Here is a 15,141-nt window from a genome sequence, read left to right on the forward strand (position 1 = left end):
CCCGCACGGGAGTCGAACCCGCGCTACGACCATCGGGGCGACCTTGCGGCAGGTCAGACCATCTCCCGGTACTCCTCAACCACGTCGTCGACGTTGGTGAGGTAGCGGGCGGCGCGGTTCACGAGTACGGCACGCTCGGCGTCGTCGGTGCTCTGGATCGCGTCGGCGAGGTAGGTGACTGCGGTGTCCAGCTCCTCGGCGCCGTTGATGTCGGCCCACGTCGGGCCCAGGCGCTCGGCGGCGGTGTCGAGCTGCTCGTTGAAGTCCTCCAGGGTGGTGGCGGGCTCCTGCTCGGCGACGAACGCGATGTCAGTGGCGTGCTTGGCGATGAGCTGTTCGGCGGTGATGTTCGTGGTCATGGGGTTCCCTCAGTGGTTGGGGTAGGCGCAGCCGGGGCACATGCCGAGCGAGGTCGGGATGCAGTACCCGACGTCCGTCCGGCACTGCGGGCAGGTACGGCGGGCCCGCATCGCGGCGGCGAGAGATGCGGCCCGTCCGGGGGTCATGGGGCGGACGGGCTTGGCGAGGTCGAGGCGGTAGAGGAAGGCGACCGATACCCCGCCCTTGCGGCGGGAGGCGCGGCGCATCACCTGTGCAGCAACGGGCTGGCCGCCGGGGCGCAGTCCTCGGGCGCGGAGTTGGCGGCGGGTGGCGTAGCCGTCGGGGGCGTACTTCCACGGGAACGTCGGCACCCCGTGCACGGCACCGGTCGGGTCGTAGCACTTGCCGAATGCCGGGGACATCAGGCCGCGTCCCGGGGTCCGGCGAGGGCGGTGCCGCGTCGGCCGGCACGACGCCCCGACCACGTGGCGAGCAGCCTGCCGAGCCCGGCCCGGCGGACCCCGGCCCGCGCCTGCTTCGCCGCGTACATCGCCTCATCGGCCCGCCGCAGCAGACTGGAGAGGTCTTCGCCGGGGTGGTCGGCGGCGCGGACCCAGCCGAGCGACACCGTTGTGCGCACCGCCGGGTTCATGCCGTCGGCGGGGCGGGCGAGCACGCCGTGCAGGACGGCGAGCAGGTCGCCGATGGTGCCGTGGGTGTCGATGACGACAGCGGCGAACTCATCACCGCCCAGTCGTCCGGCGACCCCGGTCCGGCCCACGTAGTGGACGAGCCGGTCCGCAGTTGCCTTCAACAGGGCATCCCCCGCTGCGTGGCCGTACTGGTCGTTGATCTGCTTGAAGTGGTCGACGTCCGCGAGAACCACCACCGCCCGCGGGTCCTTCAACAGGACGTTGGCGCGGCGAGTGAAGCCGTCACGGGTGCGGAGCCCGGTGAGCGGGTCACGGCGAGCGCTACGCAGGGAGCGGCGCAGCCACACCGTGTGGACCGACCACCCGGCCGCGAGCGGACCGGCGGTGGCGAGAGCGGTTAAGAGGATGCTCATGCCGCCACCGCCCCGGCCTGCTCGTCACCGGCACCGGCACCGTCGTGGTCCTGCTCGGTGTCGACGCTGTGCAGGGGCTGAGCGGCGCGTTCGGCCTTGAGGGTGTCGCGCAGGGTGCGGGCGGTGGCCTGCGAGACGCGCACCGCCGTACGGATGCCGTCAGCGGTCAGCGCCGCGTCCGGCCACGCCGTGGTGACCTCCCGCGCCTCGGCCAGGATCTCCTCCGGGGTCCGCTTCGGCTGCTTCGCCTTGACCGGGCGGCGCGGAGGCCGCTTGGTCCTGGGCTTCGGCTCAATCTCCGGGGCATCGAGTGGTTCCGGAGCCGGGGCCGTGTCAGGCTCCGACGGGGCGGCCGGTTCCTGCTCGGCCGCCGGGTTGAGCTCCCCGAGCTTGAGCAGGACGCGTTCCCTGCGGGGGGTCTGCGAACGCCACCGGCGGCCGTGCCGCTCGCGCAGCTCGGCACGGGCCAGCAGGCGTTCGCGTTCGCGGGTGAGGGCGTCAGCGTAGGAGGTGACCTCCCACAACGTCATCCGCCGCCACAGGGCGAACGTGGAGGGGAAGGCGAGCAGCCACCGGGAGGCACGAATCTTGTCCATACGGCGTCCGGTCACCGCGCCAATGCGGGAGGCATAGATGTGCGCGCCGATCTCGGAGAACACCACCCACAGCAGCGGCATCGTCCCGTGCGCCACCTTTGCCCACAGCCCATGCCCAGCCGAGACGTTCAGCCCGCAGGTCACCAGGGTCAGAATCCAGGGGACGAAGCGCACCCACGCCAACGGCATGTCCATGCGGATGAGGAGCAGGTTGGCCACCGAGAACACCGGGATCGCGACGTCCATCCCAACCGGCACCATCCACGCCTCGCCGAACCCCCACCCCGCCGCCGCGTCCGACACGGCGTCGAAGGAAGAGATCAGCCCGAGCGCGCCGACACCGGCCGCGGCGAGAGCGCCGAACCCGGCGAGGCCCATCTCCGGGCGGGTCAGCGGCGGAACCGCCGGCCGCACGGTTTCCTGTGTCGTGGTGGTCATGCCGCGACACCGCCCCGGTACTGCCGTCGGCCGGCCGGACGGCGCGCCGGGAGCAGGGTGACGTTGAACAGCTCCGGGGCGTGGGCCTCGATCGCCTCGGCGGCGACCTGGCTCACGCGGTCGGGGAAGTCGGGGTTGTCGGCGAGGATGTCGCGGGCCGCGTCCATGCGGGCCGTCCGCTCCGTCTCGCTCTCGCCCTCCACACCCAGCCACAGATCCAGCGGGGTACCGAGGGCCAGTTCGATGAACTCGGTAGTGCTGGTCGCGATGCGACCGGCCACAATGTTCTTCATGGGTCGTTTTCTCCTGTCGGTGGAACGGCCCAGACCAGCGGCCCCGGTGTTCCTGCACCGGGGCCGCGCGCCGTTCAGATGAGGTGAAGCAGGAAAGGTCGTTCTTCGGCTCCCCCTCACCGCCTGTACGAGACAGGCGGATCGGGCAACCGGCCGCAGCATGAACCCGCTGCGGACAGGTACGAGGTTGCGCTGTACATCACGCGGAAGACCGCGTGGCCGCCTACTTGGCCGAGGAGAGGCGGCGTGATCCTCATTCAGTTGTCAAGGAACAGGCGCTTCCTTCGAACCCGTTTCACGGGGCCCTCCGGGCGCTGGTACTGCGGTACATGCAGGTCAAGCGATTGCCCCTTTTAGATCGGGGCGATCTCTTGTCGACTAGCTTGCACTAGTCTGCTGTGGTGCACAACCCTCATGGAGTGATGCGCACTAGTTCGCTGTAGTGGGTAACCTCAAGGCATGACTGTCACAAGAGGGCCCAAGCCGAAGGCGGTGCAGGTCGCGGACGCACTCCGCAGCGACATCAAGAAGATGAAGCCGGGGGAGAAACTCCCGTCTCAGCGAGAGCTGATCGACCGCTTCGGGTACGCAAGCCAGACCATCCAGAACGGGCTAGCCACGCTCCGTGCCGAGGGGTTGATCGTGTCGGCGGGGAACCTGGGCAACTTCGTCAGCGACGGGTCAACCCCCAACGGCGACGTACGTGATGACATCAAGGAAATCCACTCCCAGCTCCGGGCGTTGAGTGAACGGCTTGAAGCGCTGGAAAACCGCTCCGAACCAGGTGGCGATTGATCTGCAACCAGCATGGGAGTAACGGAGGGTGTGGGGTAAGTGACAGCTTGGGGACGGCAGAGCGGAGTAGGGGACATGTCCGGTGACACCCCCCTGTCCCCTTCCCTGTCCCCCCGCCTCGCGCGCGAGACTCGGGGTACAGGTACTCGGAGGAGGGCGCATGACTGACGACAGGCCCGCATGGGCGCGGCGTATCGCAGCCGAACGACAGGCCCGCGACTGGTCGCAGCGCGACGCGGTCAGGGCCCTCCGGGCGCATGCCCCCACGGAGCTGCCCGCAGAGGACAGCATGATTCGCCAGTGGAAGCGCTGGGAGTCAGGCCAGGCACCGAACGACTTCTACCAACCAATCATCGCGGCCGTATTTGGCACGGTGACTCACGCGCTCTTCCCAGCGCCCTCTCGTCGAGACGGAGAGAAGGAGATCCTGGCCGCGAGCGGTATGGAGACTCTGGAGATCGTGAGTCGTCTCAACCGGTCCGACGTCGATGGTGCCACTCTCGACGCTCTGCGGATCACAACGGACCGGTTGTGCTCGGAGTACCCGTTCATGCCGAGTGGGCAGCTCATCATCGAGGGACGGCAGTGGCTGCGCCGGGTTGTCGAACTACACACGAAGAGCCTCACGCTTGCCCAGCATCGAGAGGTGCTAGCGCTGTCCGGCTGGCTCGCGCTCCTGGTCGGCTGCGTCGAGTACGACATGGGGGACCGGCACGCCGCAGAGTCGACACGCCGCGCCGCCCTCTCGCTCGCCACTGAGGCCGGCCACCCCGAGGTAGCCGGATGGGCGCATGAGATGCGGGCTTGGTTCGCCCTGACGACCGGCGACTATCGAGGCGTCATCTCAGCTGCGCAAGCCGGAGCAGAGACAGCGCCGAACCACAGTGTTGCCGTGCAGCTTGCGGGCCAGGAAGCTAAGGCATGGGCTCGCCTTGGAGACCGCCGGCAGGTTGAGGTAGCCCTCGACAAAGGGCGGCGCCTGCTTGAGGGGATGCCGCATCCCGAGAACCTTGACAACCACTTTGTGGTGGACCCTGCGAAGTTCGACTTCTACTCGATGGACTGCTATCGGCTGGTCGGGGAGGACCGGCTTGCACGGACGCTCGCGGAAGAGGTTCTGAGGGCCGGTACTGACTTCGACGGCACGGAGCGCTCACCAATGCGCAACGCCGAAGCACGAGTGACCCTGGGAGTTGCCGCCGCGCGCGAGGGGGACCTCGAACAGGCCCTCCTTCATGGTGAGCGGGCACTTCAGGGTGACCGTCAGTCCGTCCCCTCGCTCATCATGACCAGTCGGGAACTCGCGGCCGTCATGCGGCAGCGCTACAGCACCGAGCCCACGGCGCAGGACTACCTGAACCAACTACAAGACCTGGGAAGGGAGAAGCCGGGGTTCCTCCCTTCCTGACCAGGACAAACCAGAGATGGGCGCGGCCTCATTGCGAGGCCGCGCCCATCTCATGTTTCCGTCTCATTGAGAGCCGAACGCAGGCGTTCAGGGTACCAACATGTGGCATGGGGAGCTGTGTTGGTGGAGACGGGGCCACAGCGGTGACGCCAACGAGCGCAATCACGGAAGTGCTCACGACGTGTTACCCGCCTGCACTTAAGGCCATACCTCTATGCACTAACCGGCCCCCGAGTCGAAGGGTGGCTGCCACTATGGCTTCATGCCGATGACACCTGGAATGCCGCTCCCCGCAGCGCTGATACCCGACTGCACTTCAGAGGAGGACCATCGTGCGGCTTACAAGAAGGCCAAGGCCGAAAACTCCAACTTCGTGTGTATCACTCGGCGAGGGACGCGCTGGAGCGTGGTGCTTGACGTCATCGCCAGGCCGCTTGTCACTGGCGAGGCAGCTAAGGCACTGCAGTCTGCCGTTGAGGAGCTAGTGGCCACTGGTGCTGCAGCAGGCGGAGCCAACTTCAGCACTGAGTACATCTCTATCCATCAGGTTGGGAGCGAGGCACGGGCCCGCGAGATCGCTGCAGCCTTTCACGCTGCCATCTACGGGTACCAGCAGTTGCACATCGCCGTGCCAACCTCACGAGGAAGCGCCTGAGCGAGCCGTATCCAAAACTGCTCAGTGCAATCTCACTGCTGAGCGTAGTCAGGCCCTCGTTCAGGGACGCACGGGAGGGTCCGATCGGAAGCGCACACCGATCGGACCCCCTGTTACGGCCTACCTAAGTCATCTGTAACCGTGTCACGATGCGAAAAGGGAAATTACACCTGCTGGCAAAGCCTTGTCCCTATTTTCTGAGATTTCGTATTCGCCCCAGCGTGGCTGGCGAGCAGTAATAGTGCGAAATAGCTCTAGCGGAACACGTGCATCTTGGGCTAGCTCCGCCTCGCTGACGCCAACCCCTTCCAAAATCTCAACCGACTTGGCGAATAGGGAGGGTTGCTCGGGAGCGGGGCTTGGCCCCGGCTCTTGGCGGCGCCATCCTCTAGATGACAAGTAGGCCATTGCGTTTTTATAGGTAACATCAGACATCACGCCAAGAGAGCGGGCTCGATACAGGAGGGACTGGAGGCTGACATTCCACTCTTCCTTGATGCTCCCAAGGATGCGCCAATTTGCCTGGGCGGGCAGCACCTCTGCGATTTCCTTTGCTGGCATGAGAAACTCGGCAGCGAAGCGATGTGCATGAGACTCAACGATTCTTCCCCCCGGTTCTGCATCGAGGTGCATGACCAAATGTCCTAGCTCGTGGGCGACATCGAATCGCTGCCGAAAGTAGTCGTTCTTGGCAGGGTTCAGAACCACGGTAGGACGGTGCGAATTCTCGAAGGAGTATGCATCAACCGTAGAAGCCTGAACTGGGCTATACACGACCAAGACGCCGTTATTCTCGGCGCTTCTGACCAGATGGCCCACCGGCCCCACGGGTAGACCCCAGTGCTCCCGTAGCAGGCGGGCAGCCTGCTCCGGAAGGTCGCTGTCCTCGTCATCGACATCGACATTAAGGCGAGGGATATCAGGGTCTGGGTACTCGACATGGCGCTCCAACGCAACACCCACATCGCCCGCAACCACGCCGTATGCCAAAGCCTGGTCACGGACGAGCTGCGAAGTAGACCGCAGGGACCGAAAGTGCGGCACGGGTTCTGTTGCTGATTCCCGCTGGGCACCCGGCAGGAAGAAACCCGGCTCCACGCCCAACGTCAGGCATAGCTGAGCCACCGTAGGGGCTGCGGGGCGCTTGGCGTTGCTTTCATAGGCCGCGATGGCGGTCGGGCTTTTCCCGATCTTAGTGGCCAAGGCGCTCTTCCGGAGGCCTGCGAGTTGGCGCGCCAGCGTCAGTCGGCGCCCATCGAATAGGCGAGACGCGTCACCGACCCGTACTTCGGTGGGGCGAGTAGATTCCATGAACGTCCGCTCGTTTCACTGTTTACTATTGCCTTCGTTGCTGTGACGACGAAGGCGAACGGTGGCATCGGCCACAGCGTCAGCCCCTTGGCGGGGAGCGGGCAGGGCTGGCCGCGGCTTTCGGTCAAGATTTTCCGGGGTGTAACTGAGTAGATCATGCTTCCAATACCACGCTCGGCCGCCCCCAGAGTTGAGCCGGGAGCGCCCCAGAAAGAGCTCCCGAACGTTGAGTTCTCGCTGGACCGAGTGGGCAAGGACCAAAGTGATTAGGCCCTCAAGGTCGGCTTCCCCGTCACCCAGCTCTGAGACGAGCTCCGCGAAACTGGGGTCGAGGTCAAACAGGGTGGGCTCGGGGTCGGGGTCGGGCTGAGATGCCACGCCCCGCTTGGTAGGACTCTTCCGTGGCCACGGGATCTCGTCGACGCCTCCGAAGGTGAACGACGCCTGCAGCCAACGGAGGTTGGCGAAGCGCCAACCCGGCGAGCCGTTGAGGTTGGAGCGCGTGACCAGCCCCGGAGTAATCCGAGGCATGGTTTCGTACTCTCCCGGTAGGAGACCGTGCTCCACCACGTCCATGCCGGCAGTTGCCTCCGTGGGTGAGCTAACGGCGTACCGGCCGCATGAGAAGACGCGGTCCTGCCTGTTCTTGAGAAGGTCGTGGGCCGTGTAGCCGACCACGCCAGGTCCATGGCCCGCTTCGGGGTCATAGTCCTGCATGGCCCGCGCGTACGCAGACTTGGCCGCCCACCCAATGCCAGCCAGAACGCCTGCTTCCCTCAGGCCGTCCAGCGCATCCTGCTCTTCGCTCATGCGGCGAGACTATACCCCCGGACAGCATTTCATGCGTGAAAATGAACCGCAGCGTGTCTTTGGTGCTTCAACTTAAACCGAACGTATGATCGATTCGGGGTCAGGCTAGCTGGTGAAGCCCCGTGTGTCACGGGTGCGCACGAGGGACGCTTAAGGCGCCGCTCTGCACTAGCGGACGCTGTGGGTAGTCGAGTGATGCCCACGAGCACGGCCTTGGCGTGCTCATGGGCCATACACGGGCCCGTGTAGCCCAGGCGGGGTGATGTCGGATCGATTGTGCAGGTCAGGGGCCTGCAAGTGCGTTTGAGTTGCCGGTCTTGAAAACCGTCGTCGCAGCGATGTGACCGTGGGTTCAAATCCCACACCCACCGCAGGCGAGAGGCCCCTGACCAGTTCGTATGGTCAGGGGCCTTTGCCATGCCCGGTCCCCACCGGGCACCGCTGTTCCCCCTGGTTTCCCGCTCTTTCGGGCACGGAAGGGGCACGCGGGGGGCACGGCTGGGCCGCGACTTTGGAGCTGCCGGGGTCGGCTCGTCAGCGGCTGATCGGGATCTCGTAGACGATCTCGCAGTGCGCTGCGGGCACCACGATGTCCGCTGTCTCCACGGGGCGGCCCTCGTCGCTGTAGTACGTCCGCCGGATGTGCGTCACGAGTGCGGCCTTCTGGATGCCGAGTCACGTGCCGACGACCGGGCTGCTCACGTGCCGACGACCGGACGACTCTCACGCGCTGCCGGGGCTCGGCGACGTAGGTCCCCGATCCGGCATAGTGCCGGGGCTGGGCGATGACCGGCACGGTGGGGTGCCTCCGGGCCGGGGAGAGGCCGATGTCGTAGTCCGGCCCTCTCCTCGGGACCCGCAACGGCAGGCGGCATCGGAGACTTTCTCGCCCAGCCCCGGTGGGGGGAAGTTGTGGACGTCGACGCCTTGGCGAAACACAGCGGCGCCCCGGAGGATGGTGTGGCGGGTTCTACTGATCCCCGCAACACCCTGGATTTCAGGGAGTTGCGGGGATCGTGGATTTCGAGGGGCGGCCCCGCCCCTGGGACCGGTCGATCGCAAGATTCGGAGGACGGGCCCCCACGTCTCTCAGACGCGGTCCTGGAAGACGGTGTACCACGGGTATGTCCCCACGACGGTGCCGTCGGCCGTCACGGCCTCAAGCGTGTAGAAGTACGTGTCCCCCTTCGTAGCCGTGGCGTCCTGCCAGGTCCGGGAGCCCGCTGGGAGCAGTCCGTCGTGCTGGGGCTCGTACGCCTTGGCCGCCGGGTTCCACCGGCTTACACGGTAGCCGGTGACCGTGGCGCAGCGGGTCATGTCGGTGCACTGCCAGTCGACGGACGGACGAGGGGCCGTCCGGTTGTGGCCCAGAGTGCCGAGGCTCCAGTCCCGGGTGACGGTCACGGAGGGCCGGACGTCGAGTTCGGTGGCCTCGACCACGGTGACCTTCGGATCGCTCGGGTGCAGCGTGTTGCCCCAGTGGTCCTTGGCCACCACCGCGTACACGTGCGTTTCACCGTCCGGCAGGTTGCCGCAGAGGATCGCGAGCCAGTTGCTCGTGCCCTCCGAGCAGGTGTCGGGGCCGAGCCACTTGACCGTGCCGCCGGCCTGCCGGACGCCCTTCCACACCACGTACTCGTCGATGTCGTCCTCGGGTGAGGCGGCCCAGTTCACCAGCATGCCGTCGTTGCGCGGGGTGACCTTCACGCCGGTGACCGGGCCGGGCGCCACGGTGTCGCCGGTGCGGACGACGAGCGGGGCGGAGTACGCCGACTCGTTGCCGTACGGGTCCACCGCCGTGACGGCGTACGTCACGTACGTGTTCGCGGGCATGTCCACGTCGTAGCAGTTGCCGCCGTTGCCGGCGTCGTCGCTCTGCTCCGCGACGCAGTTCACCTGGGTGCGCGCTGCCGGGTCGAACGTCTTGCCGGGCGAGCGGTACACGCGGTAGTACCCGCCGTTGTCGTAGTCCTCGAAGAAGCCGTCGGGCTGGTACCAGTGCAGGTCGGTGTAGCCGGGGCGGGCGACGACGTTGAGGCCGGTCGGGGACTGCGGTGACATCCGGTCGACGCCGTCGCTGGTGACCGACGCGTACGCCCCCGGGTTGCCGGCCGCATCGAGGGCCCGGACCCGGTAGTACGTGTTCTTGTTCACGGCGCCACCGGTCCGGTACGACGTCGTGGTCGTCGTGCCGCGCAGCTCGAACGGTCCGGTGGGCACGGGCGAGGCGTACACCTCGTACTTTGCCGTGTCGGCGGCCTTCTGCCAGTTCAGGGTGTCGTACCACCCGTCGCCGGTGGTGACCACCAGTCCGGTGGGGGCGGCCGGCCCGGTGCGGTCGACGGTCGTCGCCGTCACGTCCGGACTGCCGGTGGACTCGCGGCCCGCCTTGTCGACGGCGCGGACCTCGTACAGAAAGGTCTGGCCGGTGGCGGGCGGGGCGTCGGCGAAGGACCGGGTGGTCAGCAGGGGCGTCCCGCTGACCTTGGCCCAGTTGGTGGTGCTCAGCCGGCGGTACACGCGGTACCCGGCAAGGTCCATCTCCTTGTTCGCGCTCCAGCGCAGGGTGGTCCTGGTCGTCGTCAAGTCGTACACGGCGGCGGGGCCGGTCGGGGCGAGCGGCTTGACCTTGTCGACGGCGGTCTCGGTGCGCGGGGTGTACGTGAAGGCGGCGTTGGCGACGCCGGTCCAGGCGACGTAGTCCACGCGGATCGTGTGCTTGCCTGCCGGGATGGTCAGGTCGACGGTCTTGCGGGCGGTGGTGGAGACGTTCTTCCACAGGTTGATCTTCCGCACACCGTCGACGTAGACGCGCATGCCGTCCTGCGTGGCGGCGGAGAGCCGGAAGGGTCCGCCCGAGCCGAAGTCACGTTCGAGAGACCAACGGACGGAGAAGTCGTCCTTGGGCAGCGTGACGCCGGCCGGGTCGCCGCGCCCGTAGCTTTCGCTGATGGCGGTGTCGCAGGCGGTGCGCTTCGGCGTGCCGCTGAAGGTGGAGTTGCCGAAGTACTGCGCCTTCCAGACGGGAGAGGTGCAGGTGACCGCCGCAGAGGCGGGGGCGGCAGTCATCAGGCCGCCGGTGGTGGCGAGCGCGGCCGCCGCGGCCAACGCGGACAGCCGGGTACGAGTTATCACAGAGGAGAGGCCCCTTTCGGACCAAGGCAGATCACAGGAAAAGTCAGGCGCCTGTGTGACTCGTGAGTCGGAGGCAGGGTTGTCCGGACTCACGCACGTGTTTTGGGCAACGTGCCGGCCCCTCACCTGTAACGGCGTGGCGTCCAGGCGGTACTCCTGGCGAGAATCACGGCGTGCAGGAGCGTGATGGGCACACCGCGAGGCTGCTTCCTGCCGGGAGTCGGCAGTGGGCGGGAGCCCGCCGGTCCCCTCGCAGGGTGGGGGCCATCAGGCGGTGCCGTCCCGCTGCCCGTCCCGTCCCGAGGTCAGTCGTGCCGCCGAGGCGATCGCGGCGCGGGCCTCGTGTTCCGGCAGTCCGGTGCGGCCGGCGGCGGCGGTGAGCGCGTCCGCCAGGGCGTCGCCGAAGCCGTGCTCGTAGGCGCGGCAGGCCGCCCAGAACAGGCGGGTGTTGCGCTGGCCCTCGTGGGCGGCCAGGACGAACTGGACCAGGCCCTCCCCGCGACGGGCCACGGTGGCCGGTGCGACGGAGTCCGCCCCGGTTGCCGGTCCGGACGCGGTGCTCGAGACGGGGCTCGCACCCGTGCGGGGGGTGCGGCCGGGCGGTGGGGTCAGGAGGCGGAGCAGGGCGCGGGGGCAGGGGGCCGGGGTGAGGTGGGCGGTGCCGGGGGCCAGGCGGTAGCGGCCGTGGGTGGTGACCGAGCCGGGGCCGACCAGGTAGCCGCCGCTGCCGCGGATGTCGATGCCCGGGGCGAGGCGGCCGGCGGAGTTGGGGACCGTCGCGTCGGTGGGGCCGGTCAGCCAGAGGTGGCGCCCGCCGCTCGGGGTGAGCACCGTGACCGTCGGCGGGATGGTGAACAGGTGCTGGAGGGCCAGCTGCCGCAGCGCGCCCGCCGCGTCGCCGCCGTGCGCGGGGTCGATGTCCAGGTCGATGCCGATGAGGCGGAGCGGGGCCCGTCCGCAGGCGATGCCGTAACCGGTGGCCCGGGGCGTGGCGGCGAAGAGGGCGCGGACGGCCGTGGGGTCGGTGGTGGCGTCGTGCACCCCATGCCCCGGCAGCCCGCACTCGCCCCGGCAGTGCGCCGGGCGCTGCTCGCCGCGGTGCGGGGAGCGCAGGGCGGGGAGCTTGGTCGCGGACAGGGGGAAGACGGGGAGCCCGCGCCCGGCGGCGGCGAGGGCGTGGGCGAGGGCCAGGGTGGGGGTCTGCCGGTCGATGGTGGCCATGGATTCATATTCGTACACTCGTTCGAAGAAGGGAAGGGGGGAGGTGCGGAGTGGGGGTGGAGGCGTCCGCGAGAGGCAAGTGGCGGAACGCTTCTTCCCGGGCGTGCCAACGGGTCACCGGGGTTACCTCGCTGACCTGAACTTTCGCGCGGTTCAGGAGGTTTATCCGCTCTTCTTCATGCGTGCGGGGTAATCGGGAGGTGGTGAGGAGTTCACCGGGGGCGCGCTGGGCAACTCTGGTCTCGCGACGTTGTGAACAGCACCGGGGTGGTCGGCCAACTCCCCCGGGACCAGTCGAATATGAAGCCGCAATTCCGTTTCCTGGAGGAAATGACATGGCAAGTATCCGTACCGCTCGCGCCCTCGCCGCTGTCGCTGCTCTGCCGCTGACCGTCGCGCTCTGCGGCGGGGTCGCCATGGCGGACAACGGCTCCTTCGCGAACGACGGATCGAACGCGGCGGTGGCGACGGTCGGCGCCAGTGGTGTCGGCGGCAACAACGCCGGCAACTCGTCCACGACCCAGCAGCAGGCGGTCGGGGCCGGTGCGTCGAACCAGAACACGTCCGCGCAGGTGAGCAACTCCGCCTTCGTGCCGATCGACCAGTCGGACCACAGTGTCGCGGTGAACTTCACGCCCTTCTTCTGGTGATCCTCCTCGGGTGACACCGTCGTCGGGACCTCCCGGGGGGTGGGTTCCGGCAGCTTGAACGGCAGCCCGCGCGACGGCACTCAGGTGTCCTCGCGCGGGCTGCCGCCGTCTTGACAGGGACCAGTATCTGACGGACAGTCAGAAACGTCGGAACGTGGGCCGCCGGTCGCCGGGTACGCCGGTCACCGGACGGGAGCGTTCCGGCTTTTCCGTATCCGCAGCTCGGGAGGCCCCTCCGTGCATCTCGCTCCGACGGAACGCCAGCAGCGGCTCCGTGCCGAACTCCGCTCGTATTTCCGCGCGCTGATGCCCGATCCGTCGGGCGGAGGGAAAGGCGGAGGGAAGGATGAGGGGGCGGACGGGGGGACGGGCGGAGGCGGCGGTGTCGCCGGGCCGGACGCGGGCGAACAGCGGCGGCTGCTCCGCCGGATCGGTGCCGACGGCCTGCTCGGTCTCGGCTGGCCCGAGGAGTACGGTGGCCGGGGCCGGGGACCCGACGAGCAGTTCGTCTTCTTCGACGAGGCGTACCGGGCCGGCGCCCCGGTCTCCATGGTCACGCTCAATACCGTCGGCCCGACCCTGATGGCGTACGGGACCGAGGAGCAGAAGGCGTACTTTCTGCCCCGTATCCTCGGCGGCGACCTCGTCTTCGCGATCGGCTACAGCGAGCCCGAGGCCGGTACGGACCTGGCGGCCCTGCGGACCCGTGCCGTGCGGGACGGCGACGACTGGGTCATCGACGGCCAGAAGATCTTCACCAGCAACGCCCAGCAGGCGGACTGGATCTGGCTCGCCTGCCGTACGGACCCGGAGGCCCCCAAGCACCGAGGTATCTCGATCATCCTGGTGCCCACGGACTGCCCCGGCTTCTCCTGGACGCCGATCCGGACGGTGGGCGGGGTCACCACCACCACCACCTACTACGACGGCGTACGCGTCCCGGCCACGAACCTCGTCGGCGCGAAGGACCAGGGTTGGCCGCTGATCACCAGCCAGCTCAACCACGAACGCGTCGCCCTGGCCGCGATCGGCATGCAGGCCGAGGACTTCTACGAGGAGGCCCTGGCCCACGCCCGTACCCCCGATCCCGTGACCGGGCGCCGCCGGATCGACGAGCCGTGGGTGCGCGCCCGGCTCGCGGAGGCGTACGCCCGGCTGGCGGCGACGCGCCTGCTGAACTGGCGGCTGGTCGACGCCGTCGGCGCCGGGGCGCCCGCCCCCGGGGAGGCCAGCGGGGTGAAGTTCGCGGGCACCGAGAGCGCGGTCGAGGTCTACCGGATGTGCCAGGAGGCCGTCGGCGACGCCGCCCTGCTCCGGGGTGGTTCTCCCGGCTGCTTCGGGCCCGGCGGTGAGCTGGAGCGGATGAACCGCGCGGCGCAGATCAACACCTTCGGGGGCGGTGTCGGCGAGGTGCAGCGCGAGATCGTCGCCACGGCCCGGCTCGGGATGCCCCGGAGCAAGCGATGAACGCGCGGGAGCGTGACGTGCGGGAGCGTGACGGCCGGGGGTCTGACGTGCGGGATCAGCTGTACGAGCAGCTCGCCGCCTACGAGGGCCGCGCCGCCGCCACCGGGGGCAGGGGCAAGGACCCGGTCAACGAGCCCATGATCCGGCACTGGTGCGAGGCGATGGGCGACACCTCGGCCGCCTACCGGGGTCCGGACGCCGTCGCCCCGCCCACGATGCTCCAGGCGTGGACGATGGGCGGGCTCTCCGGGCACACGGACGGCACGGGCCGCTCGGCCGCGTACGACGGGATGTTCGCCCTGCTCGACGGCGGCGGCTTCACCTCCGTCGTCGCGACCGACTGCGAGCAGGAGTACCTGCGACCGCTGCGCCCCGGCGACCGGATCACCTTCGACACGGTCATCGAGTCCGTCTCCCGGCGCAAGACGACCAAGCTCGGCACCGGCTACTTCGTCACCACCCGCACGGACGTCCGAGCCGACGGCGAACCCGCCGGAACGCACCGCTTCCGCATCCTCAAGTACCGCCCCGCGCGACAGGAACGGTCCGCCGGCCCTCCGCCGCGCCCCCGGCCGGTGATCAATCGCGACAACGCCGGGTTCTGGGCCGGAGTCGCCGACCGTCGGCTCCTCATCCAGCGTTGCACCGACTGCGCGACCCTGCGCTTCCCCTGGCTGCCCGGCTGCAACGCCTGCGGTGGCGCGGAGTGGGACACGGTCAAGGCGGGCGGGGAGGGCACGGTCTTCAGCCATGTCGTGATGCATCACCCGCCGTTCCCCGCCTTCAGCCCGTCCGGCGAGGGCGGACCGTACGCCGTCGCGCTGATCGAACTGGCCGAGGGCGTCCGCATCGTCAGCAACGTGATCGGTGTGCCGTACGACAAGGTCCGCGTCGGCATGCCCGTACACCTGGAGTTCCTCGTCACGGACCCCGACCTGGAACTACCGGTCTTCCGGGCGAGCGAAGGCGGTTGAG

Annotated in this window: 15 protein-coding genes, 1 tRNA gene and 1 pseudogene; 7 read left to right on the forward strand and 10 right to left on the reverse strand. The window is 68.4% G+C overall.

Features of this window, described 5'->3' with window-relative positions; genetic code table 11:
• Nucleotides 1-53: 53 nt before the first annotated feature.
• The 5 genes from ACZ60Q_RS08330 to ACZ60Q_RS08350 are packed head-to-tail and all read right to left on the reverse strand — an operon-like array spanning nucleotide 54 to nucleotide 2,714.
• On the reverse strand, nucleotides 54-359 hold the full coding sequence (locus tag ACZ60Q_RS08330) for a hypothetical protein (protein WP_469630174.1): 306 nt from the start codon (nucleotides 357-359) through the stop codon (nucleotides 54-56).
• Between the two features lie 9 nt (nucleotides 360-368).
• Nucleotides 369-743 carry an RRQRL motif-containing zinc-binding protein gene (locus tag ACZ60Q_RS08335; protein WP_469630176.1) on the reverse strand — a complete coding sequence of 125 codons (375 nt, stop codon included), beginning with the start codon at nucleotides 741-743 and terminating at the stop codon, nucleotides 369-371.
• Nucleotides 743-1,387, reverse strand: coding sequence for a GGDEF domain-containing protein (locus ACZ60Q_RS08340; RefSeq protein WP_469630179.1), 645 nt, complete (start codon nucleotides 1,385-1,387; stop codon nucleotides 743-745). Before ACZ60Q_RS08340 ends, ACZ60Q_RS08335 begins: the two co-directional genes overlap by 1 nt.
• Nucleotides 1,384-2,421 carry a DUF2637 domain-containing protein gene (locus tag ACZ60Q_RS08345; protein ID WP_469630182.1) on the reverse strand — a complete coding sequence of 346 codons (1,038 nt, stop codon included), beginning with the start codon at nucleotides 2,419-2,421 and terminating at the stop codon, nucleotides 1,384-1,386. The genes ACZ60Q_RS08340 and ACZ60Q_RS08345 overlap by 4 nt, the downstream gene beginning before the upstream one ends.
• Nucleotides 2,418-2,714 carry a hypothetical protein gene (locus ACZ60Q_RS08350; protein ID WP_469630185.1) on the reverse strand — a complete coding sequence of 99 codons (297 nt, stop codon included), beginning with the start codon at nucleotides 2,712-2,714 and terminating at the stop codon, nucleotides 2,418-2,420. Before ACZ60Q_RS08350 ends, ACZ60Q_RS08345 begins: the two co-directional genes overlap by 4 nt.
• A 459-nt stretch (nucleotides 2,715-3,173) precedes the next feature.
• On the opposite strand from ACZ60Q_RS08350, the gene ACZ60Q_RS08355 reads away from it, so the two are divergent.
• The 3 genes from ACZ60Q_RS08355 (at nucleotide 3,174) to ACZ60Q_RS08365 (ending at nucleotide 5,572) form a co-directional block, all read left to right on the forward strand.
• Nucleotides 3,174-3,509: a winged helix-turn-helix domain-containing protein gene (locus ACZ60Q_RS08355; RefSeq protein ID WP_469630186.1), complete on the forward strand. Its 336-nt coding sequence runs from the start codon at nucleotides 3,174-3,176 to the stop codon at nucleotides 3,507-3,509.
• A gap of 160 nt (nucleotides 3,510-3,669) precedes the next feature.
• A complete protein-coding gene (locus ACZ60Q_RS08360; protein ID WP_469630188.1) occupies nucleotides 3,670-4,917 on the forward strand; it encodes an XRE family transcriptional regulator in 1,248 nt (415 codons plus the stop codon).
• A gap of 262 nt (nucleotides 4,918-5,179) precedes the next feature.
• Entirely contained in the window at nucleotides 5,180-5,572 is a 393-nt protein-coding gene (locus ACZ60Q_RS08365) for a hypothetical protein (RefSeq protein ID WP_469630191.1), read from the forward strand.
• A gap of 144 nt (nucleotides 5,573-5,716) precedes the next feature.
• Here the strand turns inward: ACZ60Q_RS08365 and ACZ60Q_RS08370 are convergent, their stop codons facing one another.
• A complete protein-coding gene (locus tag ACZ60Q_RS08370; RefSeq protein WP_469630194.1) occupies nucleotides 5,717-6,883 on the reverse strand; it encodes a helix-turn-helix domain-containing protein in 1,167 nt (388 codons plus the stop codon).
• A 15-nt stretch (nucleotides 6,884-6,898) separates the two neighbouring features.
• Complete coding sequence (locus ACZ60Q_RS08375; protein ID WP_469630197.1) at nucleotides 6,899-7,693, reverse strand: hypothetical protein; 795 nt, start codon at nucleotides 7,691-7,693, stop codon at nucleotides 6,899-6,901.
• A 289-nt stretch (nucleotides 7,694-7,982) separates the two neighbouring features.
• On the opposite strand from ACZ60Q_RS08375, the gene ACZ60Q_RS08380 reads away from it, so the two are divergent.
• Nucleotides 7,983-8,070: transfer RNA gene (locus tag ACZ60Q_RS08380), tRNA-Ser, on the forward strand.
• Between the two features lie 157 nt (nucleotides 8,071-8,227).
• Here the strand turns inward: ACZ60Q_RS08380 and ACZ60Q_RS08385 are convergent.
• The 3 genes and pseudogenes from ACZ60Q_RS08385 to ACZ60Q_RS08395 form a co-directional block, all read right to left on the reverse strand.
• A pseudogene (locus tag ACZ60Q_RS08385) lies at nucleotides 8,228-8,368 on the reverse strand (GntR family transcriptional regulator); the annotation flags it as partial.
• A 414-nt stretch (nucleotides 8,369-8,782) separates the two neighbouring features.
• Nucleotides 8,783-10,828, reverse strand: coding sequence for a PA14 domain-containing protein (locus tag ACZ60Q_RS08390; RefSeq protein WP_469630200.1), 2,046 nt, complete (start codon nucleotides 10,826-10,828; stop codon nucleotides 8,783-8,785).
• A 267-nt stretch (nucleotides 10,829-11,095) separates the two neighbouring features.
• A complete protein-coding gene (locus ACZ60Q_RS08395) occupies nucleotides 11,096-12,049 on the reverse strand; it encodes a bifunctional DNA primase/polymerase (RefSeq protein ID WP_469630203.1) in 954 nt (317 codons plus the stop codon).
• A gap of 335 nt (nucleotides 12,050-12,384) precedes the next feature.
• Between ACZ60Q_RS08395 and ACZ60Q_RS08400 the strand changes: the two genes are divergently transcribed.
• From ACZ60Q_RS08400 to ACZ60Q_RS08410, 3 genes are all read left to right on the forward strand, one after another.
• Nucleotides 12,385-12,699 (forward strand): hypothetical protein, encoded by a 315-nt coding sequence (locus ACZ60Q_RS08400; protein ID WP_469630205.1) that lies wholly within the window; start codon nucleotides 12,385-12,387, stop codon nucleotides 12,697-12,699.
• Nucleotides 12,700-12,936: 237 nt separating this feature from the next.
• Entirely contained in the window at nucleotides 12,937-14,166 is a 1,230-nt protein-coding gene (locus ACZ60Q_RS08405) for an acyl-CoA dehydrogenase family protein (protein WP_469630208.1), read from the forward strand.
• Nucleotides 14,163-15,140 (forward strand): bifunctional MaoC family dehydratase N-terminal/OB-fold nucleic acid binding domain-containing protein, encoded by a 978-nt coding sequence (locus ACZ60Q_RS08410; protein ID WP_469630211.1) that lies wholly within the window; start codon nucleotides 14,163-14,165, stop codon nucleotides 15,138-15,140. The genes ACZ60Q_RS08405 and ACZ60Q_RS08410 overlap by 4 nt, the downstream gene beginning before the upstream one ends.
• Nucleotide 15,141: the final 1 nt, after the last annotated feature.

The organism is Streptomyces sp. NPDC104313, from assembly GCF_055583985.1.